This window comes from Ktedonobacter robiniae (genome assembly GCF_016587375.1).
Classification (GTDB): Bacteria; Chloroflexota; Ktedonobacteria; order Ktedonobacterales; family Ktedonobacteraceae; genus Ktedonobacter; species Ktedonobacter robiniae.
On sequence record NZ_BNJG01000002.1, the window covers coordinates 56,623 to 78,886 of the forward strand.

Below are 22,264 nucleotides of genomic sequence, written 5' to 3' on the forward strand. Positions count from 1 at the left end.
GTTCACCGGCATCAGCTTCGTCCTGGCTTCCTCTTCTCTTAAGCCTTTATCCGTCGCAGCGGAGCACCAATTTGATGTAAATGGCTCAAGATCTCTGTCAAGGATTGCCAGACACTTGTCTCATGATAGGCAATGGCATATGCCTGACAAAATTCCTTGACAATAGGTTGGGCTGCCTTCAACTGGTTACGAGCCATACTCGGGAATAAATGATGCTCAATCTGATAATTTAAGCCCCCATAGCAAAAATCAGTCACGGGATGGGCATGGATATTGCGAGCCGTCAGCACCTGCCGGTGCAGGAAATCCATGGTACACTCTTTCTCAAGCACTGGCATCCCTTTATGATTGGGCGCGAAAATCGCTCCGAGATAAAGCCCGGTGAGAGCCTGATGCACCACCACAAAGAGAAAGGCCGGCCAGAACGGGAGCAGTATGAACACGCAGGCCAGGTACGCCACAACGTGTGCAAGCATCAGAACCCATTCGAGCGCATAATACCTCGCCTTCTTGTGCAATAGGAAGGTAAAACTATTATACTGAAGTCCTAGAGCGACCGTCAGCAATGCGGGAAGGAAGAGCCATGCCTGATATTTCACGAGTAGTTGCCTGACCCTCCCCATCTTAGCAAGGTCGGCTGTGCCAGTAAAATCGAGGAGAGGGATCGCAAGGTCGGGATCGGTGTCCACTTGATTGGGATGGCTATGGTGTGCATTATGCTTCTCAAGCCACCACCCATAACTCATGCCAATCAGCAAATTTCCCCCGATGAGGCTCACGAGGTCATGTTGCCAGGCGTGATGAAACATCTGCCGATGTCCAGCTTCATGGCTCAGTAAGCCAATCTGCGTCCAGACAAACGCCAGATAGGTGGCATTGAGTAGTTGGAGCCACCAGACGTGGACAAAGAGGAGGAAGAGCACACCAAGTCCAAACATAGCGCAGAGCAGTGCAATCCGGTAGATGTAGTACGTTGGCTGCTTCTCCAGCAACCCTCGTTGCTTCAATACGTGTTTTAATTCAGCATACGTTCCCTGTGGTGTCTCCTGGGAGGAAGACGCCAGTGGTGACAGAGAGAGTGTCTGGTGCATGGTCATTGTCCTTGATTCTCGTATGGAATGCTTCCTGCGTTCCAGGGCATAGGGGACACCAATAGAGAGCGTAGCATTGCTGCTAGCATGTCGTGCTCTTTGGGAAGAGCTGTTCATTCTGCGGAAGTTCATCCCTTCTGGACGTTGTATCCCTGCTCATCCATTCGAGGCCCGAAAAATTCGATGTGGTAGATGCCACTTGGACATTTGACCTCATGATAGTAGCAGAATTGGGGGAAGATACGGTGGAGATCACTCCGGTCATGCGCCTCCTGTGATGCCAGGAGAGCAAAGCCCTGTATTACCTTGGCCCTGTCTGAATACTCATGGACTTGCCCATCAGCAGCAATCGCGGTGTAATAGGTCGTATAAGGAAACTGCATACACGGACGAAGGAAGAGCATATTACGGTGCGTGCTGCCATTGAGAAGCGTGGCAACGTCCGAAGAGAACCAGGCTCTCCAGGAAGCATTGGCAGCACGGCCTCGTTTGGGGTCGAGAGAGCAGACGGCATATTCAACCCCAGAGACGACCTCCGGCATTACTTTGGCGTTCCCATAAATGAGAGTGTACACGTTTCTATTTGGCCTCCATGTCTCAGAGGCTCCTTTCAAATGTTCCCACCGATGCTCACCATAGAGCAGGACAGGGCTTCCTGCCTGATAGCGGGTACATGCTTCTTCTGGTGAGATTTCCATCCAGGTGGAGATTGGGATGTACACGTTGGTACTCTTCTTGGCAGGCAACCGCTCCGGTAGCTTTGATTTCCAAGACTGCGACGAAAGAGGAACGTCGACATCAGTAAGCTGCTTCATGGCCCGTGTGAAGTCAGGAACAGAAAGCTCCCGACCATCGCGCAATTGGGCGTGATAGGTCCTCTCAAGAAGCCACTGTTCACTCTGTTGTTCAGAAAATGGGATGGTCGTTATCATCATCTTCTCCTTGCATCATACGTGTTCTCATGGAGCGAGCCGCTCAAACGCTTCGAGTTTCTACGTTCCCAATGCCGTTCTTATGAATGCTTCTTCCACAGCAAGCTCTTCTTTCTTCGCATCTCACACCTGGGAGTTGCCAGAAAGGTGCTCTTTCGAGGCACACTCGTGGCAGCACCTGAGAGGCGTTGCTTCCATGACAACGACGACTTCCAGCAGTCATCTAACGCGGGAGAGAGAACTCCTTCAGAGGAACATCGTTGGGTGGCTCACGTACTGCCCTGTCTGCCTTCTGGCGCGTCATCTTTAACATTGGTTCAATCAGATCGATCGGCAGCGGGAAGAGAATCGTCGAATTCTTCTCCACTGCGACCTCTGTCAGCGTTTGCAGGTAGCGTAGTTGTAACGCGGCAGGTTGTGAGCCAAGAATTTCAGCGGCTTGAGCCAACTGGGCCGAGGCCTGTAATTCTCCCTGAGCATGAATCACCTTCGCGCGCTTCTCGCGCTCTGCCTCCGCCTGCTTGGCCATGGCACGCTGCATCGTGACAGGTAACTCAATATCCTTGATCTCGACTGCGGTCACTTTGACTCCCCATCTCTCTGTCTGCTCGTCAATGATGGCTTGCAATTCACGGTTGACCTTGTTGCGCTGCGCCAAAAGTTCATCCAGTTCCGATTGTCCGAGAACGTTGCGCAAGGTCGTTTGACCAATCTGCGTGGTTGCCTGGTGAAAGTCCATCACATTGACGATAGCCGCAATGGGATCGACGACGTAGAAGTAGAGGACCGCCGTCACCTTGATCGTGACATTATCACGGGTGATGACCTCTTGCGGGGGCACGGTCAGCGTGATAATTCGCAAGTCAACCTTGCTCATACGTGAAATGAGTGGAGGAACCAAAAAGAGTCCGGGACCCCTGGCTCCGATTAAGCGTCCTAGCACGAAGATCACGCCTCGCTCATACTGTTGCACTATGCGAATCGCAGAAAGCGCGACGAACACCAGCAAAACCACGATGATCCCAAACACAAACACTGCAAAGAAAGTCATGGCAAGCCTCCTGATGGCGTTATCGTTTTACAATATGGTGAGATAAAAGCTCTCCCATCTCAAATGTGGCATCAGGTGTGCCGCCATCATCGAGCCAGCGAGCTATTGCCTCGGTCTCGGATGCGTTGCCATCATCACGCCAGCGTTCCACTGCCTCAGCTTCAGAAATCACCTCTAGGAAGTTGTCATCAGGAAGGTAGGCCCTGCCTCTCATCTTCCGCACAGCCCGGGTTGCAGGAGAAACGCATGGTCTTCCTTGCTCCTGATCATAGCAGCCATAGACCATCTGGTCAGTACGCTTGGGGTGTGGTTTCTGCCCTGGAAGAGGGGAGGTGACCTGTGGTCCGGGCTTAGATGTTGGCCACGCCGGGTAAGCAAACTGAGTTTGAGCATGCCTACCCAACCTGATCGCCTCTGCGAGGTTGTTTTTGCTTGCAATGCCTTCTCTCGCAGAAGAGTACTGCGTAGAGTCAGGTGCGCCTTGAACGGCCACTACTATCTCTGGATGCTCATCCGGTTGTGCGTTTCTCATCGCCTTGACTGGCGCGTGTGTTTCTTGAATGATCCTCATAGGTGTTGCCTTTCTTGTGACCAAGAAGAGGAGCGCTTCTTCTGCTGAGAGTATTCAACTGGGAGCAGGCTCATGAAACGGCGCCATCGGAGAGAGAGTGTCGTTTTCTTCGGTGAGTTCGTTGGCGCCGATCCTGTATCTCCCTGAACCAGAGAAGAGCTATCAGGAGTACGAAGAGGAGCAAGGGTAGAATGAAAGTTCCCATAATCATGCAGTCCTGTATTTCTCTCCTCCAGATGCATCTGCCTGAGGGAAGAGAGGAGGCACAAACGCGAGAGAGCGAACATGACCATTGGAGCAATCACGCTTACCGAATGGAGAGAGGAGGGCTCAGAGCATTGGTGGGTACGAGGAACATAGTGTAAGCGGCTTGACTCATGGAAGGATCTATGAGCTACCTTTAGTATACACTATTTTTAGGAAAAACACAATATAGAGTCCAACTAGTAATATTTATGATTTCACCGCTTTTTATAGAAAAGTTCAACTATCAAGTAATATCGTCACAGTGAATGAGCGGTTTTGCCACGTTTCTTAAGGTGGATAATTGGAAATGTAGAAACAACAAAAATACCAATAGATTCAACAATAACAAACACATAAAAAGTTAACAGCATAGACAAACTACTAAAAACATAATATTATATCTTTAGTACACTAAAACTAAACTTATTGCAGCAATTGTTGGAGAGGTGCCCTCTACAAGCCCTTTCTTCATCGATTGATCAACGGATAGCAATCCCAACATATTCCAGATTAAAATGCACACTCTGTACGAAAGAGAAGGGGATTTGAGTTGCATCCCTCAATGTGTTGAGAGACTGAATGTGTAAAGAGATGCGCTCTGTAGTAGAGCATGCATATGGTGCCAGAAAGGACCAGGGCCTGCTCCTTTTAGAGAGCTAATTGTCGTGTTGGTAAAGTGAGAGGGAGGGAATGATGGGTGAGCATCATGTAACGGTGCTTGTACCTGCATCAGTGAAGAATGTCTATGCGTTCTTCACGCATTTTCATGATTTTCCAAAGTATATGCATTGTGTTCGGGAGGTGACATACTATGACTCCCAGCGTAGCCATTGGGTTGTACAGGTAGCAGGAAAACAAGAGTGGGACGCAGTGAATGAGAACTGGATTCCTGAGCGGCAGGTGGGCTGGAGATCGACAAAGGGTTTGCAGAATAGGGGAACAGTCAAGTTCACTCCTTTAGGAGCCGAGCAGACATCAGTAGATGTCTTCATCAGCCATATCCCTCCGATGGGCATCGTAGGGAAAATTGCAGAATGGCTGGGAATAGATAGTCATTTTCAAACCGTGCTGGAAAAGGAGATGCAGAACTTCACCAGAATGGTAGAGGAGGCGCCCCGGGGAACAGCAGACCCAATGATGTCGCACTACTTGTTTCATCAAGAGAGCGCGTTCACAAGGGGAAAGACGACAGAGAGGCAACGGGCGGCAATGAAGAGTGATCCGATGATGTCTCCAGAGCATCTGCACGAGAGAGAGATAGTGGTAGCGTCTGAGCAAGAGGAGGAGACGCGAGAGAAAGAGAGCAGGCGAGTAGGGATGGAGCGGCGAAAGGGACAGATGCAGGAGGCAGTTAGAGCGCAAGACGAGATACTACGAAAACAAAGGGTGCTGGATCAGCAAGAAATACGAGAACGACATGAGAGGGAAGACATACAGAAAGGGATCAAGCATGAATTAGATCCAGTGCGTGATACATTAGGAGGGAGGAACGCATCAATGGAGCGTACAGCATTCGGGGACCAGGATGCGAGACATGAGCGTTTTCCACAACATCAAGAAGGCCCGATGACGGCACGTCCATTGAGATCGCAGAAGGATGAAATGCCAAAGCTTTCGGAGGAAGAAGAGAAGGCTGAATCGCAGTGGAAAAATCTTATTCGTGGACGATCACTAGAGGATGAGACGAAGTAGGTATCATGTCACCAAACCTCACGCATAAATGCGGGGGCTTGCATCTCTCCTCACGCTAGCCCGTGGATCAGAGGAGGATACATGAACCATCAAGACGAGCTTAATGACCATTAGGACAGGTGACAGACCGCTTTAACCAAGCGGTACAGGCCGTAGCCTATCGCCCCACACCGAGAGGGTACTCACAGGTTGAACGAGCGAGTAGAGCTTTGGCTCCATGCCGATCCGTGCATGTTGAACAGTTCGACCAATCGGTATCCATCGATTGCAAACAGTTTCTCATGCAAGTGGAGGAGTGCCTTTGTGCTGACCTGTTCTCAACTTATGGTTCCCTTGCAGAGAACAAAGCTGCGATATTCGACAGCGCCAGTGCGAAATGCCTCATACGTTTTTGACCCCTGCACTCCCGCAAACAATTGGAAGATTTTTTGTAACTTCTTGGGTATTTTTTGTTGAATAAGATTCATTTTGCGCTGATTGTCAAGATCCAATGCTCTCACAACATTTGGGGTGATACATGTTTCTTCCAGCGCTACGAAACCAGCATCTTGTAGCTGCTTACGTAACATCTCAACGTGATTCTTGTTACGAAAGTCAGTAAAGAGGAAGGAGCCATGTGGGCGAAGGACTCGAAAGACTTCGCGCAGAAAATCTTCCATTGACTCGTAACAATGGGAGGATTCGATATTCACGACTGCATCAAAGGTGTTTTCTCTAAATGGGAGCGATTGGGCATTTCCGAGGGAAAAGGAGAGTCCTTCTACCGAATACTGCTCGCGGCAGAATTGCACAGCGGTCACACAGCGATCAATACCAACCACTGATTTGGGCTGCAGATAACGCATCATGTAAGAGGCCCCTCCTCCACGTCCACACCCTATTTCCAGCACATCCAGGTTTTTTAGCGTAATCGCGCCAGCGACTGCGTGATACAATTGGATACAATAGCGATCCTTCTCATCTTCGTCTTGCAATGCTATCGCTCCTGCATCAGGTCTAAGGTCAATATATCCGTAATTCATGAAGAGCATCTGTGCTTCTTTATCTAATTGTGCCAGAGCCTGAAACCAGATTTTGAGGAGGAACCGTTTCGTGGCTGGAGAGATACGACAGGCCACATCAATCATTCCGGTTAACATACCTTCACCTCTTCCGTATAACAAAGCGTAAGAACGCAATCAGAATATATGCACTGTTCGACGATGGCAACAATGATGCTCCCAATGAGACCAACGTTGGTACCAGAGGTCATCTGGCTCGCGAGAAAACTACCGAGAAAAGCTCCAACGAAGCCAACCATGCTATCACTCGCGAGTCTGTAGCCACCACGACGCATAATTCGACTAAACTAGCGATTAAATCGATAACAAGTCAGATGACAATGCCTACGACACTCACACTGCGGCAAACATGAACGTTACAAATGTTCTATTGATCTTCTCCTTTGCATGAATACCAATGGCACATACAGTGAGAAGCATCCTTGACCTGTGAAAAGCTTCCCTTCAAAATTATTGAACGTAAAGATGCACATCAATCAGATGCACATCAATCATAGGAGATACGAATGATGTGAGTAGAGGTTTTCAGATCAATTGAGCATAGTTTATACGCAATTCAGCTAATTCATAATGAAAGATGGGTAGAAATATGTTTGTTCCTCCTCACGTAGACTTTATCCAATCGGTAGACAAAAACGAAAGGCAGAGTAAGCTTCTCTCAAATTCTTACCAAGGAAAAAGAAGAGATGCTGACGCTGCTTACAAGGATTATACAGTATCGAAAACTCATGACAAATATGACATTTGCATGAGATGTGTTTAGACGGCAAGCCGCCTGGGCCTCACTGCCACGGCCTCTACCCCCTGCCCGAAGGAGTCGGGGAATGCTTTTCGTAGGATGTTGTAGCTCGCGTTCACATCGGCGTGGATCCGCCTTCCACTCGCTGCCCGGTACAAGCCACGCCGCTCTCGTTTCCCACTGAAGCTCGGTTTCTCGGTTCGCTTCGGATCGTAGGTGGGGAGCGCGTCCAGGTCCAGGAAGGACGCCTTGCTGGTATAGCTTTCCTCGACCAGCACCACCTCGATGCCCACGAGCTTCGCCTTGTAGGTGAGCATCTCGATGAACCGTGCGTGCGGGATCTGCACGAAGGTTTGGTTGGTTTTGTGTCCCAGGTTCACCTCTTGCTTCCAGAGGGGGTTCTTGCCCACCACCAGCGTTCCAATGCCTTCCTCGACGAGATGATCAATGATCCGACGGCTTGCCGTGTGCAAATAGGCCTGCACGCGACGATGGCGCTTCGCCGTGATCCGATCCAGTCGGTGCGAGATGAAACGGTTGGTCTTGGCGAGCTGGCGTTGGACGTGGGCACGCTGTTTGTTAAGGAGTTTTTTGTGAAAACGAACGGGTTGCGCTGGATCTGTATGATGCTGCTGGCTCCCGTCCCCTGGGCGCAGCGGGTCTGGGCTTTGCCCTTTTTGACCGTTTGTGTAGGAAAGAAGGCGAGCGACGAACAAACTGAATGATGAAGAGTATGCTCCCCTGGGAAGGAAATGGCAATGGCTCGTTACATGGAGACAAAGAAGCAGTCTCTCTCCTCTGATACAAAGAATGTATCTCATGAGCATATGTTGTTGATTCCTCGCCTCAGAGGGCAAGGTAGCGTGTATGAAGAGCGCATTGCCATCATTGGCTCTGGCCCCGTTGGACTCGCTGCCGCAAATATTCTTTTTCAATACGGCTACTGCCATGTGACGATCTTTGATGCAAACCCGACGGTAGGAGGAGTGCTAGCGATGATGACGCCCTCCTTCGGTGTATCTCCACAAGCAGGAAAACAACTGATAGAGATGCTCCTTCGACCCGGTATAGAGGTTCGTTTGCATACAAAAATCGGGCGAGAGGTGATGTTTGAACAGATACTGCAAGACTTTGATGCGACATTGCTAGCTGTTGGGGCTCAACATGGTTTAGGTGGCGGCATTCCTGGTGAGAAAGAACTTCAAGGCGTGTTCTCCGCACTCGATATTCTACGTAACTCTTGCGCAGTCAAAAAAAGATTTTTCCAGGGGAGCATCGCTATCCTGGGTGGAAGCCGAGCCGCTTTTGAGGTTGCCGCTGTGGTCTTACAGGCAGGAGCACGTGTTGTCCATATCTTCTATCCAGGGCCATTGTCTGAGCTTCCCTTACAAGCTTGGAATCGAGTGACCTTACTGAAGAAGGAACTGTATCTTCATCCTTTTACCATGCCAATCAGCCTCATTGGAACCGAGGACATGAACATCTGCGGACTGCATTGTCGACAGACACGATGGATCTACGAAGAAAAAGGGCGTCGTCTTGCTTTTGTTCCTGGGTACGGTCGTCGTTATCCCGCCGAAACAGTCATCATTGCGATTGAAGAGGTGCCAGATCTGTCATTCCTCCCTCCGAGCATGGTCATTTCACGTCCTTCTGCTGAGGAACTTCGACTCGTCGACGTGCTGACGACTCCTCTTCCAGGAGTCTTCGCAGCAGGTGATGTCATGGCAAACATGAAATCGTTATATGAGGCCTTTATGCAGGGAGAAGAAGCCGCGCACCGTATTCATGTATATCTACGAAGAAAGGCCGAAATGGAGCTTCCAGCAGCACTCACTTCGTCTCATCCTCTAATGACCGTCCACGAATAAGGTTTTTCCACTAGGAGATGCTTGCTTTCCAACGCTCTCCATACATGGTATGATGAGGACAATACAGCGTAACGAAATTATGCTGTCCTCCCTTTTTGCTCTTTAGCAGAGAAGGATCGTCAAACAGCCTGTTTGAGAAATATCGTGCTCTCGTGGCATTGCCTCTTCTCGTTCTCGACAAGCGTCCCGAATACCTTGACCTTTCCCCGCTCATCTTCTGGTCAGAAGCATATACGGTTGTGCTATCTTTCGCGCATAGAGAATGCAAACAACAACACATCCAGATGTTGTCCTCCTCTCTGTACTACTTGTACGTACACCATGTTTGTATTTCATGACACCCAGGTTTTTGCATGCCCATTGAAGAGGAAAAGAGGCTGGATATGGGAAACGATCTCAAAGGACTGACGCTGTCTGATGCGTCCAGGGAGGCGCCCTTTCCTATTGTGGGAATCGGTGCCTCTGCTGGAGGCTTAGAAGCATTTACCCATTTGCTCTCTCACTTGCCACCAACGACAGGAATGGCCTACGTCTTTGTACAGCACCTGGACCCCATACATCACAGCATGTTACCGGATCTGCTTGCACGCGTCACCAAGATGCCTGTGTGTGTGGTCCAGGATCTGATGCAGGTGGAAGTGGATCAGGTCTATGTCATTCCTCCAAATGTCGATCTGACGCTGGAACAAGGAACCCTGCATCTTCTGCCACGAACGCAGCACGGCGGTCAGCACTTCACGATAGACCGCTTCTTCCGTTCGCTAGCGGCTGATCAGAAGCGTCAGGCTATCGGGGTGCTTCTTTCGGGAACGGCCACTGATGGCACCAAGGGTTTACAAGCGATTCAGGCGCAAGGGGGGATGACGTTTGCTCAAAACGCGGAGTCAGCAGCGTACCCACAGATGCCTCAGCATGCGATTTCCTCCCACTGCGTGGATCGGATCCTGCCACCAGAGCAAATTGCCCTGGCGCTGCTGGCTGATCTGGGGCATCTCACCTTCAAAACAACCGTCTCACGGGAACCGGAGCGATTGTCTGCTGATGAGCAGCAGGCGTTCACAACGATTTGTCTGTTGCTCAGCGCTGCTACCGGTGTGGATTTTCTCGCGTATCGGACCGCCACGCTGCAACGGCGCATCTTTCGTCGCATGGCCGTCATGCACCTGGACCAATTTCTTACGTATGCGACCTATCTGAAAGATCATCCGGCTGAGACGGAAGCGTTGAGTCAGGAAGTCCTGATCCATGTCACGCGTTTTTTTCGCGATCCACCCGCCTTTGAAGCTGTCACCCGCCTGGTCTTTCCAGAAGTCGTGCAGCATCTCTTGCCAGCAGAGCCCATCAGGATCTGGGTCGTAGGCTGTTCCACGGGCGAGGAAGTGTACTCGCTCGCCATCTCGTTGTTTGAGTTTCGTGAAGCACAAGAGCTTCCATTCTCTTTTCAAATCTTTGCGACTGATCTGGATGCGGGGGCTCTCAAGCAGGCCAGGGCGGGCATCTACCAGCCAGAGACCTTACAGGCAGTATCCTCGGAGCGCTTGCAGCGCTTCTTTCTTCCTCTCGATAGGAGTAGAGGGCGCTACCAGGTCAACGAAGCCATCCGTGAACGGTGTGTTTTTGCACGACACGACGTTATGCACGATCCGCCATTTTCGCGGGTAGATCTGATCAGTTGCCGCAACGTCCTCATGTATCTGATGCCTCCTGCGCAAGAGAAGGTCTTGCAAACCCTGCATTATGCCATCAAATCACATGGCTTCTTGCTGCTTGGGGCCTCAGAAAGTGTTGGTCCAGATTCCACGCTTTTTACCCGTGTGGAGCAGCACCAGAAAGTGTTTACCAAAAAAAGCTGGGCGCAACACCTCTTGCCGCCTGTTCTCAGCACAGGAGTTGAGCGTGCTACCAGACAAGAGAGCGTCAAGAAGGAGCTAAAGGAGATGATCCATGAACCTACTCTTCAACAAGAAGCTGAACGTCTACTGCTGACCACGTATGCACCGGCCAGCGTCATTCTCGATGCAAATCTGCACATCCTCCACCTGCGTGGAAACACCGGCCCCTACCTGGAGCCAAGCGCCGGGAAAGCCACTTTTCATGTGCTCAAATGGGTCCGTGAAGGGTTAAAATTGGGTCTGCGTGCAGCCATTTTTACCGCACAGAAGGAAGATCGTCCTATCACGAGAGAAGGATTACACCTGAGCAACACGAATCGCCTGGTGCAGATTACAGTCGTGCCACTCAAAACGTCTTCCCTCATCCGTGGTTTTCTCGTCCTCTTTGCAGAGGGACCGCCTCTGGCCCCGCTCGTCGCAGCACCGCTCTCCCTGAGGAAGCTCCTGGGTAGACAAGCCGGGCGCACCACCGGTGCCACCCGAATCGCCACCCTGGAACAAGAACTGGCACAGACTCAGGTAGAGGTGCAGGCCACGCTGGATGCAGACGAGAGAGCCAATGTGTCCTTGCAGGAAGCCAACGAGGAGGTCCGGTCAAGCAATGAGGAACTGCAAAGCCTCAATGAAGAATTAGAGACATCCCAGGCCGAAGTACAAGCCATCAATGAAGAACTGACCAGCACGAACCAGGAACTGCAAACGCGCAATGAGCAACTGCGTGTGGCCCAGGACTATGCGGAGTCTATTGTCGAGACGGTTCGCGAACCGCTGGTTGTCCTCAATGCAGAGATGCAAGTGCAGAGTGCCAATACGGCTTTCTATGCGTTCTTTCATGTCGTTCCCCCACAGATTGCGCAACAGACGCTATGGGAACTGGGCAATGGGCAATGGGATCGTCCCCAGGTCCGAGCGCTCCTCCAGCAGGTCCGAGACACACACCACTCGTTCCAGGATATTGAGGTCGAACACGACTTTCCCACCATTGGGCGCAAGATCATGCTGCTCAGCGGTCGCGCTATCGTCAGCGAACGAAAAGGCGCCAGGGATCATTTGATCCTGCTGGCGATGGAGGATGTCACTGCACGCAAGGAGCTCGAGCGGCAGAAAGAGACGTTCCTTGGCATGGTCAGCCATGAACTCAAAACGCCCCTCACCAGTGCGAAGGGCTTCGTCCAACTGCTCCAACGGCGTCTGAGCAACGCGGGAGATGAGCACATGGCACCCGAGCTTGAGCAGGTCGATAGAAGCCTGGAGAAGCTATCGCGCTTGATCAGCAGTTTGCTCGATGCCAGCGCGTTGGAAACAGGCATGCTCTCCATCCACGCAAGCGTCTTTGCGGTGGATGATCTGGTACGAGAGATGGTCAAGGAACAAAAACAGCTCTGGCCTCATCGCCTCTTTCTTGAGAGTACCATCCAGATACGGGCTTACGCTGATCGAGAACGTAGCGGACAAGTCTTACAGAACCTGCTCAGCAATGCATTGAAATATTCCCCTGTGAATGACCCGGTGTGGGTGAGCGTCTCAGTCGATGACGATATGATTCGGTTGAGCGTGCAGAACCGGGGCAAAGGTATTCCCCAGGACCAGCACGCCAGGATCTTTGAGCGCTTCGTTCGGGGTGCTCAACCCGAACAGAACACAGTGAAAGGTATGGGACTAGGGCTCTATATTGCCGCACAGATCGTGACGCAGCAGGGAGGGCGGATCTGGGTGGAAAGCACCCTCAATGAGGGAGCAACGTTCTTCTTTACCCTTCCTCTGGCGGCTTAAGCTGATTATCCTCTTGCTGGTTGCGAGCCTCGTCTCGGCAATACTGAGTGATCCCGTTGACGCCAGCATCATCGTTGTCATCGTCCTGCTCAGCAACGTGCTCAACTTTGTTCAGACCTCACGGTCTCAGAACGCCGTTGAGAAGCTGCGTGCGAATGTTGCCCCCACGACAAGCGTGCGACGCGATGGTGCATGGCTTGAACTGCCACGTCGCGTAGTGGCACCAGGGGATATCGTTCGCCTAGCGGCAGGAGGCCTGGTGCCTGCTGATGCGTGCCTGGTCAATGCCACCGATCTCCATGTGCAGCAGACTGGAATTTATCCTTTTTTTTCCGACAAATGTGTACAGAGTATAGTTGCTCATTGTATGGACAGGTATTCCCTGCCTACACAACTCGCCTTAACCTACGTCCGTTGACATCTCTGAGCACGCCCAAAGATCCAACTGGACGGGCGGTTCCACTACGAGGAACCGGAATTCTTGCTTCCACTGCTCATGCCGCAAGAGGAGCAGTGCTTTGATTTGGTGCCGGTCCTGGCAGGCACGCAACTCCCGATCGCCGAGCCGCGATGCAATATTCTGCGCGGCGTTAGTGTCTGCGTGGGTCGTGTGACCGCAAACCCGGCAACAGAACGTCTGCTGATTGGGGCGATTTTTGCGGTCTATGGAGTGGCACACATGGCACTCTTGCGACGAATAGGCGCTCTTAACCTTTGTGGCGGTGACACCGCGTTTGGTGGCATTCCACTCAAGTTGCACTGGAATATGCGCGAGGTTGGAGGCACGCAGGTACGCGTTCATGGCGCGGGCTTTGAAGCGCATCGAGGGCACTGATAATTGTTCGTAGGCAAACTGACAGCCTTCGTGTTCTTCAAAACAGAGGTTGACGGTTCGATTGATCGATTGCTTGATATGCCGGATGAGTCTCTGTCCTGTGCGACTGGTGGTGGAGGGGAGTTTCTCCTTAGGGACGCCTTTCTTTTTCAAGCAGGCTCGCAGTTTCGCCTTGCGCCGTCGTTTTTCGCGATCCTGCCGATTCCGTTCTTTCATCCGCCCATTGAACGAGCCGTACTGTTTGCCATCGGAGGTGGTGATGAAATTGGCGATACCGACGTCAATGCCAATGACCGGCGCGTCGTTCCTGGTCTCTGGCAGGATTTCTTCGTCATAGGTCAGGGTCAACCACCACGCCCCTGCTCGTTTATTGAGGGCCACACTACTATTGATCTTCCGACGCTTGCCCGTGTGAGGATCAGTGAGCTGTATTTTGTGGTAGTTAGCAAGCACAACCGGAATGAGAAGTTGCTTTCTGAACGTCAGGGTCGAAACCTTGAGCCAGTAATCCACGGTCGAATCGGTGGCTGCTTCCAATTGGACCACATTGACATTGGCTTGAATGCAGGGTTGGCGCAACGTCGGAATGTTCCACTCCCGCCATTGCGGTTCCTTTGCTTCTGCTTTGAGCGTGCCTTCTTCCCGTTGTTTCTGATACTCAGCCAACGCGTCCAGATACACTTGATAGGCGTTGGCGCGATTGGTCCGCCAGGACGCGGGCGATGCCCGCCGCCTGTTGGATCGCGACGCGCTGCCATCGCTCGGAGAGAGCGGTCGGAAAGCAAGGAGCGCGAAAGCCGTTGGGGAGTTCCTCATCGCAAAATAGAGTCACATACTGCTGCATCAACGCAAGATAGACCTCGGCCAGTTCGTTCAGGGCAGCGAGTTTGCCTGGATTTGCACGTTCCAATCCAATATGGGTGATTGCACGCGTGATGGTACGCGGCTCACCCTTCTTGGGGGGCTTCTTGCGCTTCTTCATAGCTTCCCTGCTCCAATTCTTGCACAATTTTTTCCGTTTTGCGCTTTGCCCGGCGTTGCCCATACAATCGAGCACAGAACGAATAAATGATGCTGGTGAGGTCAGCCAGCAAATCTTCGGTGCCACTCTCTGCTTGATTGACCACTTCAATCTCGCGCCCATAGGTTTTGAGCAACGTTTCGATGTAGCGAAAGCCAAAGCGCGTGCCACGATCTTTGTGTTCAATCACGATGTGCCCAATGCTTGGATCAGCCAGCAACGCCAGAAACTTGGGCCGAGTGTCATTGACCCCAGAACCGATTTCTTTGACCACCTTGCTCACCTGATAGCCTCGCGCCGTACAGTAGGCTACCAACCGTTCCGCCTGGCTGTCCAGGTTTGACTTGTTTTCGGCTGAGGACACCCGTGTGTACACCACCACATTGGGAAGGGCAGGCCGTTCTTTCACGGGCACTGGTTCTGTCACCAGAATAGTGCCCGTATCCATTTGGTGCCCGGCGATCTTGCCTGCCTTATACCACCTCCAGGCGGTTCGGTAGCTAATGCCTTGTTGTTTCGCATAATCGATCAATTTCATATCATGATTATAGCATACATGGCCGTATTTGTCTATATCTGTCTATTCCTCGAGTGAACGTTTCCCAATATCTGTCGTAATGGCGCATTTTGATCAGTTTGAGCAAGTAAAGGACCGGGTTATCAATCAATCGGTCCAGAAGCTGATACGACATTGCAGTCGTAGATCGAAGGAAAGTAATGCCAATCACCAGAGGTGCCTGCACGTCCTACCACATTTTTGAGCAAACCCCTCTCGAAGAGAGGCAAGGACGAATATGTTGGAGGAACAAGGATCTAACGTACTCATCACACTGCCAGGTGAGGTCTCTCCTGAGCATTGCCTTCTCCCAAACCAAGCAAAATGACGCTCAACTTGTCCAAGCGAGTCAACAGGGGAATCAGGACGCCTTTGCACTTCTCGTGCAAAGATACCAGCATTGCGTCTTCACTTTGAGTGTGCAGATACTCCTGGACGACGACGCTGCCAGTGAGCGTACTCAGGAGACGTTCCTGGCGGCGTGGCGGGGGTTGCCATCGGTTCCGTGGCGAAGTGCGCTTTTCGACCTGGCTGTATCGCATCGCCCTCACATCTTGTGTTCAGCAACGGGAAAGACGCACGCGGGGGAACGTGCGACACGCGAACAAGCAGATGGACCAGAGGCTTGAGGGGATGAACACCGAGCAGGCAGACGAGACCATCGTACGCGAGCAATTGGTACAACTGCCGAGCAGATATCGGCACCATCTTGATCTTGCGCTATCTTCACGACAGGACGTATGAAGAGATGGCGTACATCCTCAGCCTGTCTATTGGCACCGTCAAGACGCAGTTCTTTCGGGCTAGAACGCAGCTCTCGGAATGCATCCTGGCACAGCACTCGCTCGCACAAGAAACGGCTTAGCGACCTTACGCAGGGAACGAGAACAGGATGGAGACATCTGAGCAAGGTCGCTTTCACGCAAGGAGGCAGAACAGTCCTGCCGTCAACCAGGAGGCGAAGTGCTTTTCGCAGCAACAGCATGCCAGGCGAGAGCAGCAATAGGGCTGGGGAGAGAGCAACAGCACAGCGCGTTGATCTAAACAGAATGCCTGATTGAACCAATGGCGCGAGTGGTTGGGAGAGCACAACGGAGTTGGATTGAGCAACGACACGGCTGGGTGAGCCAGCAGGACGAAAAGCTGATGCAACAGAAAACAGGGGTCATCCCGCAAGTAGCGTGGCTGTACTGGCATTGACCCAATGTGAGAGTGGCTTGAATGTGGGAGAGCCATATCCTAGGCTGCGGGCCTGATTCGCTATGAACGTGGACATCGAGTCAGCCCAATCCTCTTCCATTGATGAAGGTGGGTATAGAGAACCTCACGACGTAGAGGACATACTGAGTGGCATCCATGGATTGTTTGAGAAAAAAGGAATAGCGGTCATAATTTAATGGGGCTATAAAAATAACGCACAAGAGGCTAAAGTAAAAAAGTCATTTTAGCCTCTTGTGCGTTATTTAGTGAAGGTTTTACAGCAAGCGACTGTGTATTCTCCTGTTCAAAGTGTATCTTTTTCATAGGTCGAGAAGAGGAGTTCTTATGTTCTTCTTCACCCACGCTATGCCTCGTGTGCTCCTGGAGTTAAAGTATTGCAACGCTTTATGCCGCGTTTTCTGGCGATCCTGTTTATGTACCTGGTTGTGCTGGGTGCTCTAAGTTTCCTGATCTACCTTATTGTATCGACTGCGATAGCCCAGGTCAGCTCTCTAGCCTCGACTATTCACACATTGCTCACACCTACGAGTGCAACGCGGCTCTCTCCTTTTGAGCAGGCATTGCGTTTGTTTGGTCTCACTCCAGACCAAATGCATCGTTTCGCACTCAGATAACCAGTCGACTTGAAGGAACTGCCGGAAGCGCACTGCCCTTTGTCACTGGTGTATTCGATGTGCTTTTTGACGTCATCGTGATTGCGGTCCTGAGTGTCTATCTGCTTCTCGACGGATCGCGGGCATCAAATTGGATTCGTCAAAATGCGCCAAGGCTTACGCAGGCCAATTTCGTGCTTGATGCGGTACCGCATATTGTGGGGGGCTATATTCGAGGTCAACTGCTTCTCTCAACCTTAATAGGTGGCCTGGTGGGCGGCGGAATGTTCGCCTTTCATGTTCCCTATGCTGTATTGCTGGGCGTGCTTGCATTTGTACTGGAGTTTATTCCCGTTCTAGGGACGTTGGTATCGGGTTCTATCTGCATCCTGATTGCGCTGACACAAGGATGGTTGATCGCGTTAGGTGTGTTGATCTACTTCGTAGTTGTTCACATTATTGAAGGTGATGTCGTAGGGCCGCGCGTCGTCGGGAAAGCGATTGGATTGCATCCAGTGATTTCTATTGCGGCCCTGATTGCGGGCGCTGAACTCTTTGGTATCTGGGGCGTGCTCTTTGCCTCACCTGTCGTGGGCGTCCTTCAGGTAATGATTGTCGCACTCTGGTCTAGCTGGCGCCAGCATCGCCCTGAACAATTTGTACAGGTGAAGCAACAGGTCACTGACCAGGTTGAAGGGGAGTATACGGCACCGGTAATGAGAGGGGTACAGGAAGAAACCATGTCATAGCGACGCATGAGAACGTGCGCTGTCGTTGTTTTGTATGCCAATCTACCAGGAGGAAGATGTTGTTGTCGTCTTTCTGCTCATGTGGTGGTAATGCGTATGAGAAGTGAGGAGCAAATACCCGAAAAACGCTCTAACGTGCTCAATACCTACGTAACAGAGATAACCATCTTCACGAGGAGTGCTGAACAATCCGATTCTTTGGACCTTCCTTGCGGAGTGGGGAATAGTGCCCTGTCCGGTGACGGTGATGCAGTTCAGGGTCATAAAGGGTCAGTGGAGGAGGTTCCGCGCCAGGCGAAAGCTTGTTGAGGAGTTCGTAATCCTTCTTGAGGAGCGCAAAGATCAGTGTAATTAAGCGGCCAATGATATGGCCCAAAGCCTTCCCTTTTCCTTTGTAGGCTTGCATTCTCTCATCATAGAAACAGAGTCGAGGAACCAAACGCTTGTAGAGCTTTGCCCATTCGGTGTTCATCTGGATCGCTTTCCAGGCCACAAGGAACATCACTTTCTTCATCTCACGTGATCCCGCCCTTGTGAGGCGAGTGCGATCAAAAGACACACCTGTTTGCGTTCTGATTGGTGCCCAGCCAAAATAGGATTTGAGATGAGCTGCATCTTCAAAATTGCCAATAGAGCCGATAGTCGCGATGATCGACGCTGCAAAGAGCGGACCAATGGGAGGGATGGAGGTCAGAATCTGGCCCTCGCGACTTTTCTCAACGATCTGGCCGATTTTCTCTTCAAGTTGCTCCAGATGGTTTTGAAGGAGTCGAAGTTCTTGAATCAACAAGGTTTGTTCGACAATCAGGCTGTCTTGTCGGGCGGTGTCTTTCGTTCCAATACTCTGCCTGGCGAGCTGCTGGATCTGTACGAACTGGGCTTCGGAGGGATGATTTCTCCTTCGCACTGTTCGAAGTTCTACTGAAGTCGCGGCAGCTATAGCGCTTGGCGTAGGAAAATGCTCACGCAGATCTAAGGCAAGAGCAGCATTCGGGTCTTTAAAGACTTGGGTGAATTCGGGAAAAAGTTCGTCACAAATGGCTGTCAGCTTGTTTTTCCGCTGAGTGGCTTCGTTCACCAGTTCATAGCGGTGGCGCACCAATCCTTTGAGTTGGGCTGCGGCCTCAGAGGGAGGAAGTGCCCGACGAATTGCCTGAAGCGTGTTGGCAACCTGTGCACCGAGTTCAAGTTGGGTGTAGAGCTGGTTTGCTAACCCTAACGCATCGCGTTTATCGGTTTTGACCATGCCCTCCTGACGGCGTTGAATATGGATAACAAAAACCGGAAGATCCAGCTCTAACAAATACTGGAGGAGCGATTGATGATAATGGCCCGTTTGTTCCATGAGAATGAAACACTGCTCAAGAGGACAATAGGCTTGGATACGCTCTACAAAAGCCCGGAAACCTTCTCGCGATTGCTCAAAGGTGAAGGCAGGACAATGATCAAAATGTTTATGGCGTTCTAAAAGTGTTTTCGAGAGGAAGCCAGCAACATGCTTGAATTTGCCGATATCAATACCAATGTAAAGGGCCTCATTCGAGAGAGTGGGCTGGCCCTGGACTTCGCGTCTCTGTTTGCTGCTGGTCATTGTCATATCTCCTGGTGGGTAGAGAGGCAAAGACCCGTGGACGTGGCCTGCCCAGTTACATACGAAAAGTTGTACTGGCCTTCAATGAAGTAGGGCACCAGCGAGGTACTTTTGCAGGTCCTTTTCCGTTACCCTCTTCCCAAACCGGACGGGACGATTTCTCGTCATCTCGGCTTTCCAGCGATCTGTTTCGAGGATGGTCATCGTGTTGGTTTACCAGCATGGATGGCATGGTGACACTCGTGACACGTAATCAGTGTTTTACGTCGTCTTGCGGCCATGACATGCATCCAGGCAGGCTTTTCTTTCTGTTCCTTCTTGTTGAGATCCGCAAGTTTTCGGACATGATGCACTTCTACGTTCTCCGTCGAACCGCAGAGTTCGCACGTATCCGCCAGTAACCGTTTCAAAAGTTCATTGCGTTTCATCATCACATAGATGGGTGCTTGATCTTTGAGAATTGCCACTTTTTGTCGTCGAAGGGGTATGCCTCCAAATCGGGCCACGAGGGGCTTCTTTCCTGCTCTTGGAACTACTACTTCGAGGCACTTCATCGAGCCAGAAGGTGTTTCAATGGTCCTGGTGTACTTGCATCGCATGACACTGGAGCGTGTCTTGTGTTTCGCTGCAAGTGTTTTGAGCAAAGAACTTTTCATGGTCCAGTGGAGTCTGTTGAGCCAACTCACATTGGTCGCCAGCAGGTAGTATTGGACCAATCCTCGGTATTCGGATTGATATTGTGAGACGATGCTGAAATCATCGTCGTGTATCAGCCCTGGTCGGTGGATCGGTTTTCCCTTCTTTTGATACAATGTACGCTTCTTCTCGACTACTTGTGCTGGTAATCGTAGTTCTATCTTGCTATTGATGCTGCGCCGACCATGTCGATCATGCTTATCATTAGCATGAAGAACCACAATTTCATAGCCGAGGAATAACGCTGTTTTGGTTTTCGCATGGGTGATGAGCGTCTTTTCCTGAGAGAGTTCTAGTTTGAGATGATCGCGTAAAAACGCTCCCAGTTCTTGTTTGATCGCTTCTACCTCTGCTTTTGGGCCAGCAAATCCGAGCAATATGTCATCGGCATAGCGTACATAGTGAAGCCGTCTGAAATCGGGGTCAGAGGGGTCGAGAGATGGGAGCCGCTGAGCAAGCTTTCGCAACTCTTTTGCTTCATCAAGGCGTCCTTGCTTCTTTCTTCGCACAGCAGCGTGACTGAGACGTTGATAGTCTTTGTTTCTCCTTCTCCCTTCGCCTCTGGTGTATTTAGGAAGAAGTACCTGTTCTACGTATTGGTCTAGTTCATTCATGTAGATATTCGCAAGAAGCGGGCTCAGGGGGCCGCCTTGAGGTGTACCACTGAGTGTTTCATTGTACCGCCAGTCTTCCAAATATCCTGCTTGTAGAAGATTCTGAATCAATCGTAGAAATCGATTGTCGTGGATTTTTCTGCGTAGGATCGAGAGTAACGTTTGATGGTCGATTCGCTCGAAGCATTTAGAAATATCACCCTCCAAGAACCAGCGGTCGCCAGTCCATGTGGTGACAATCTCGTTGAAGGCGGTATGACAGCCCCGTTGTGGGCGGAAACCATGTGAGTGCGTGCTGAATTGGGGTTCGTAGAGAGCCTCAAAGAGAGCCTCAAGCAGCATACGTATGACTTCCTGAAGGAGCTTGTCTTTCCAGGTCGCAATGCCGAGTGGTCGCTTTTTTCCATTTTTCTTGGGGATGTATTTGCGTCGGGCGGGTGCCCATCGATGCCGTTCATGTCGAACGTCATCAATGAGTTGCCTGATTTTGGTCAGCGACATGGCATCAACGGTTTCATCGGTACTTCCAGGGGTCATGGCCCCGTCATTGGTGTACAGACGGGCGTAGGCGTGTAAGTAAAACTCTGGATTGTAGAGTTTTCGATACAGGTCGTTGATGGGCAATCCTCGTTTGCCACGTTCTCGGATGATATTGAGGGTCGTTTCTGCGTTCCGCATCTCGCTTGCATCCCGCCTCTCGAATATCAAGATCACATTCTATTTCCCTTTGCCCTGTGCTGGTCTTTCTCCAGCGCCCTGGTGCGGCGTGACTCGCACGACTACTATGGAAACTCTGTGCCCTTGCCTCTCTCGACGTTTAGGGCATCCCATGTTCCGTCGCCAAAAGACGTACTAGAAGCAACGTAGGCTCCCAACGCATGCCCTTGAATGTGTTCACTACACATCGTTTCCTCAGTCGGGAGTACAACGAACCGCCTTTGAGTTCGTAGTTCTGAGGAGCATCGGGGTACAGACGTGCTACCGATGGGCGTTCATATTCACCACTGGGCATTTGGGTTCAAGCAGTTTCGCTTTAGCCATATTGTTCAGATGTTGCGGAGCGAGAGCTTTCACGTCTTCTTTTCTCCCCCGCTTTATGCACATGCTCTGGTCCCCATCTCCTTTCGGATAAGGGTAAGTACATTCATCTCAGCGTCTTTTCCCGAAACGCTGACCATCTCTGATGGTGATCTTTTGGTGCGTGACATGGCGCACAATGCGTATGAAGGATTTCGCGCACGCCCCCCAATTACCACCGAAAGGTTGTGCCTCAAAATGACCTGAAGGTTCTCCGAGTCCTCTTCTGAGGGGAGCTACTCCTCAGTGCCTCTCCATTTGCAAGAGTACCTGAAATATGGAAAACAATCAACAAACAGGTAGCGATAGCTTATCATCAAATATTGTATGTAAATGACCTACCATGTGAGCAGCTTTTGCCCTCAAACATGGATCTGGCACCTTTCTGGTGA

General features: G+C 51.1%; 18 protein-coding genes and 2 pseudogenes. 8 read left to right on the forward strand and 12 right to left on the reverse strand.

The genetic code is table 11. The features are described from left to right. Positions 1–38: 38 nt before the first annotated feature. From JMJ04_RS20875 to JMJ04_RS20890, 4 genes are all read right to left on the reverse strand, one after another. A complete protein-coding gene (locus tag JMJ04_RS20875) occupies positions 39–1,091 on the reverse strand; it encodes a fatty acid desaturase family protein (RefSeq protein ID WP_201372442.1) in 1,053 nt (350 codons plus the stop codon). Positions 1,092–1,219: 128 nt separating this feature from the next. Next, positions 1,220–2,026 carry a hypothetical protein gene (locus tag JMJ04_RS20880; protein WP_201372443.1) on the reverse strand — a complete coding sequence of 269 codons (807 nt, stop codon included), beginning with the start codon at positions 2,024–2,026 and terminating at the stop codon, positions 1,220–1,222. 220 nt (positions 2,027–2,246) lie between these two features. Then, positions 2,247–3,074, reverse strand: coding sequence for a slipin family protein (locus JMJ04_RS20885; RefSeq protein WP_201372444.1), 828 nt, complete (start codon positions 3,072–3,074; stop codon positions 2,247–2,249). A 19-nt stretch (positions 3,075–3,093) separates the two neighbouring features. After that, positions 3,094–3,645, reverse strand: coding sequence for a hypothetical protein (locus JMJ04_RS20890; RefSeq protein WP_201372445.1), 552 nt, complete (start codon positions 3,643–3,645; stop codon positions 3,094–3,096). A 936-nt stretch (positions 3,646–4,581) separates the two neighbouring features. Between JMJ04_RS20890 and JMJ04_RS20895 the strand changes: the two genes are divergently transcribed. After that, positions 4,582–5,583, forward strand: coding sequence for an SRPBCC family protein (locus JMJ04_RS20895; protein WP_201372446.1), 1,002 nt, complete (start codon positions 4,582–4,584; stop codon positions 5,581–5,583). A gap of 317 nt (positions 5,584–5,900) precedes the next feature. On the opposite strand, the gene JMJ04_RS20900 is transcribed toward JMJ04_RS20895, so the two are convergent. Then, complete coding sequence (locus JMJ04_RS20900; RefSeq protein ID WP_201372447.1) at positions 5,901–6,761, reverse strand: class I SAM-dependent methyltransferase; 861 nt, start codon at positions 6,759–6,761, stop codon at positions 5,901–5,903. A 642-nt stretch (positions 6,762–7,403) separates the two neighbouring features. Further along, positions 7,404–7,940: pseudogene (locus JMJ04_RS20905) on the reverse strand (IS200/IS605 family accessory protein TnpB-related protein); the annotation flags it as partial. Between the two features lie 24 nt (positions 7,941–7,964). On the opposite strand from JMJ04_RS20905, the pseudogene JMJ04_RS49475 reads away from it, so the two are divergent. The 4 genes and pseudogenes from JMJ04_RS49475 to JMJ04_RS20920 form a co-directional block, all read left to right on the forward strand. Beyond that, positions 7,965–8,099: pseudogene (locus JMJ04_RS49475) on the forward strand (IS701 family transposase); the annotation flags it as partial. Positions 8,100–8,141: 42 nt separating this feature from the next. Further along, a complete protein-coding gene (locus JMJ04_RS20910) occupies positions 8,142–9,254 on the forward strand; it encodes an FAD-dependent oxidoreductase (RefSeq protein WP_236038213.1) in 1,113 nt (370 codons plus the stop codon). Positions 9,255–9,637: 383 nt separating this feature from the next. Then, positions 9,638–12,919: a chemotaxis protein CheB gene (locus tag JMJ04_RS20915; RefSeq protein WP_236038215.1), complete on the forward strand. Its 3,282-nt coding sequence runs from the start codon at positions 9,638–9,640 to the stop codon at positions 12,917–12,919. Further along, positions 12,876–13,337, forward strand: a complete 462-nt coding sequence (locus JMJ04_RS20920) for a P-type ATPase actuator domain-containing protein (RefSeq protein WP_201372451.1) — start codon at positions 12,876–12,878, stop codon at positions 13,335–13,337. The genes JMJ04_RS20915 and JMJ04_RS20920 overlap by 44 nt, the downstream gene beginning before the upstream one ends. Here JMJ04_RS20920 and JMJ04_RS20925 read toward each other — a convergent pair. From JMJ04_RS20925 to JMJ04_RS20935, 4 genes are all read right to left on the reverse strand, one after another. Next, positions 13,320–14,420 (reverse strand): RNA-guided endonuclease InsQ/TnpB family protein, encoded by a 1,101-nt coding sequence (locus tag JMJ04_RS20925; RefSeq protein WP_236038217.1) that lies wholly within the window; start codon positions 14,418–14,420, stop codon positions 13,320–13,322. The genes JMJ04_RS20920 and JMJ04_RS20925 overlap by 18 nt on opposite strands. After that, positions 14,413–14,736: a hypothetical protein gene (locus JMJ04_RS46630; RefSeq protein WP_236038218.1), complete on the reverse strand. Its 324-nt coding sequence runs from the start codon at positions 14,734–14,736 to the stop codon at positions 14,413–14,415. The genes JMJ04_RS20925 and JMJ04_RS46630 overlap by 8 nt, the downstream gene beginning before the upstream one ends. Beyond that, positions 14,702–15,313 (reverse strand): IS607 family transposase, encoded by a 612-nt coding sequence (locus tag JMJ04_RS20930; RefSeq protein ID WP_201372452.1) that lies wholly within the window; start codon positions 15,311–15,313, stop codon positions 14,702–14,704. Before JMJ04_RS20930 ends, JMJ04_RS46630 begins: the two co-directional genes overlap by 35 nt. Positions 15,314–15,600: 287 nt before the next feature. Then, positions 15,601–15,873 (reverse strand): hypothetical protein, encoded by a 273-nt coding sequence (locus JMJ04_RS20935; protein ID WP_201372453.1) that lies wholly within the window; start codon positions 15,871–15,873, stop codon positions 15,601–15,603. A gap of 173 nt (positions 15,874–16,046) precedes the next feature. Between JMJ04_RS20935 and JMJ04_RS48745 the strand changes: the two genes are divergently transcribed. The 3 genes from JMJ04_RS48745 (at position 16,047) to JMJ04_RS20950 (ending at position 17,894) form a co-directional block, all read left to right on the forward strand. Next, on the forward strand, positions 16,047–16,196 hold the full coding sequence (locus tag JMJ04_RS48745; RefSeq protein ID WP_420799519.1) for an RNA polymerase sigma factor: 150 nt from the start codon (positions 16,047–16,049) through the stop codon (positions 16,194–16,196). Between the two features lie 730 nt (positions 16,197–16,926). Continuing rightward, positions 16,927–17,166, forward strand: coding sequence for an AI-2E family transporter (locus JMJ04_RS20945; RefSeq protein ID WP_201372455.1), 240 nt, complete (start codon positions 16,927–16,929; stop codon positions 17,164–17,166). A gap of 32 nt (positions 17,167–17,198) precedes the next feature. Then, positions 17,199–17,894, forward strand: a complete 696-nt coding sequence (locus tag JMJ04_RS20950; protein ID WP_236038575.1) for an AI-2E family transporter — start codon at positions 17,199–17,201, stop codon at positions 17,892–17,894. A 169-nt stretch (positions 17,895–18,063) separates the two neighbouring features. Here JMJ04_RS20950 and JMJ04_RS20955 read toward each other — a convergent pair whose 3' ends face one another. Both JMJ04_RS20955 and JMJ04_RS20960 read right to left on the reverse strand, forming a co-directional pair. Next, positions 18,064–19,485, reverse strand: coding sequence for an IS110 family RNA-guided transposase (locus tag JMJ04_RS20955; RefSeq protein ID WP_201372456.1), 1,422 nt, complete (start codon positions 19,483–19,485; stop codon positions 18,064–18,066). 200 nt (positions 19,486–19,685) lie between these two features. Then, positions 19,686–21,473, reverse strand: coding sequence for a reverse transcriptase/maturase family protein (locus JMJ04_RS20960; RefSeq protein ID WP_201372457.1), 1,788 nt, complete (start codon positions 21,471–21,473; stop codon positions 19,686–19,688). Positions 21,474–22,264: the final 791 nt, after the last annotated feature.

Excerpts from the sequence above, each read along its gene's own strand:
- JMJ04_RS20875 (WP_201372442.1), bottom strand. The coding sequence starts at position 1,091 with ATGCACCAGACACTCTCTCTGTCACCACTGGCGTCTTCCTCCCAGGAG.
- JMJ04_RS20880 (WP_201372443.1), bottom strand. The coding sequence starts at position 2,026 with ATGATGATAACGACCATCCCATTTTCTGAACAACAGAGTGAACAGTGG.
- JMJ04_RS20885 (WP_201372444.1), bottom strand. The coding sequence starts at position 3,074 with ATGACTTTCTTTGCAGTGTTTGTGTTTGGGATCATCGTGGTTTTGCTG.
- JMJ04_RS20890 (WP_201372445.1), bottom strand. The coding sequence starts at position 3,645 with ATGAGGATCATTCAAGAAACACACGCGCCAGTCAAGGCGATGAGAAAC.
- JMJ04_RS20895 (WP_201372446.1), top strand. The coding sequence starts at position 4,582 with ATGATGGGTGAGCATCATGTAACGGTGCTTGTACCTGCATCAGTGAAG.
- JMJ04_RS20910 (WP_236038213.1), top strand. The coding sequence starts at position 8,142 with ATGGCTCGTTACATGGAGACAAAGAAGCAGTCTCTCTCCTCTGATACA.
- JMJ04_RS20915 (WP_236038215.1), top strand. The coding sequence starts at position 9,638 with ATGGGAAACGATCTCAAAGGACTGACGCTGTCTGATGCGTCCAGGGAG.
- JMJ04_RS20920 (WP_201372451.1), top strand. The coding sequence starts at position 12,876 with ATGAGGGAGCAACGTTCTTCTTTACCCTTCCTCTGGCGGCTTAAGCTG.
- JMJ04_RS46630 (WP_236038218.1), bottom strand. The coding sequence starts at position 14,736 with ATGAAGAAGCGCAAGAAGCCCCCCAAGAAGGGTGAGCCGCGTACCATC.
- JMJ04_RS20930 (WP_201372452.1), bottom strand. The coding sequence starts at position 15,313 with ATGAAATTGATCGATTATGCGAAACAACAAGGCATTAGCTACCGAACC.
- JMJ04_RS20935 (WP_201372453.1), bottom strand. The coding sequence starts at position 15,873 with ATGCGATACAGCCAGGTCGAAAAGCGCACTTCGCCACGGAACCGATGG.
- JMJ04_RS20955 (WP_201372456.1), bottom strand. The coding sequence starts at position 19,485 with ATGACCAGCAGCAAACAGAGACGCGAAGTCCAGGGCCAGCCCACTCTC.
- JMJ04_RS20960 (WP_201372457.1), bottom strand. The coding sequence starts at position 21,473 with ATGCGGAACGCAGAAACGACCCTCAATATCATCCGAGAACGTGGCAAA.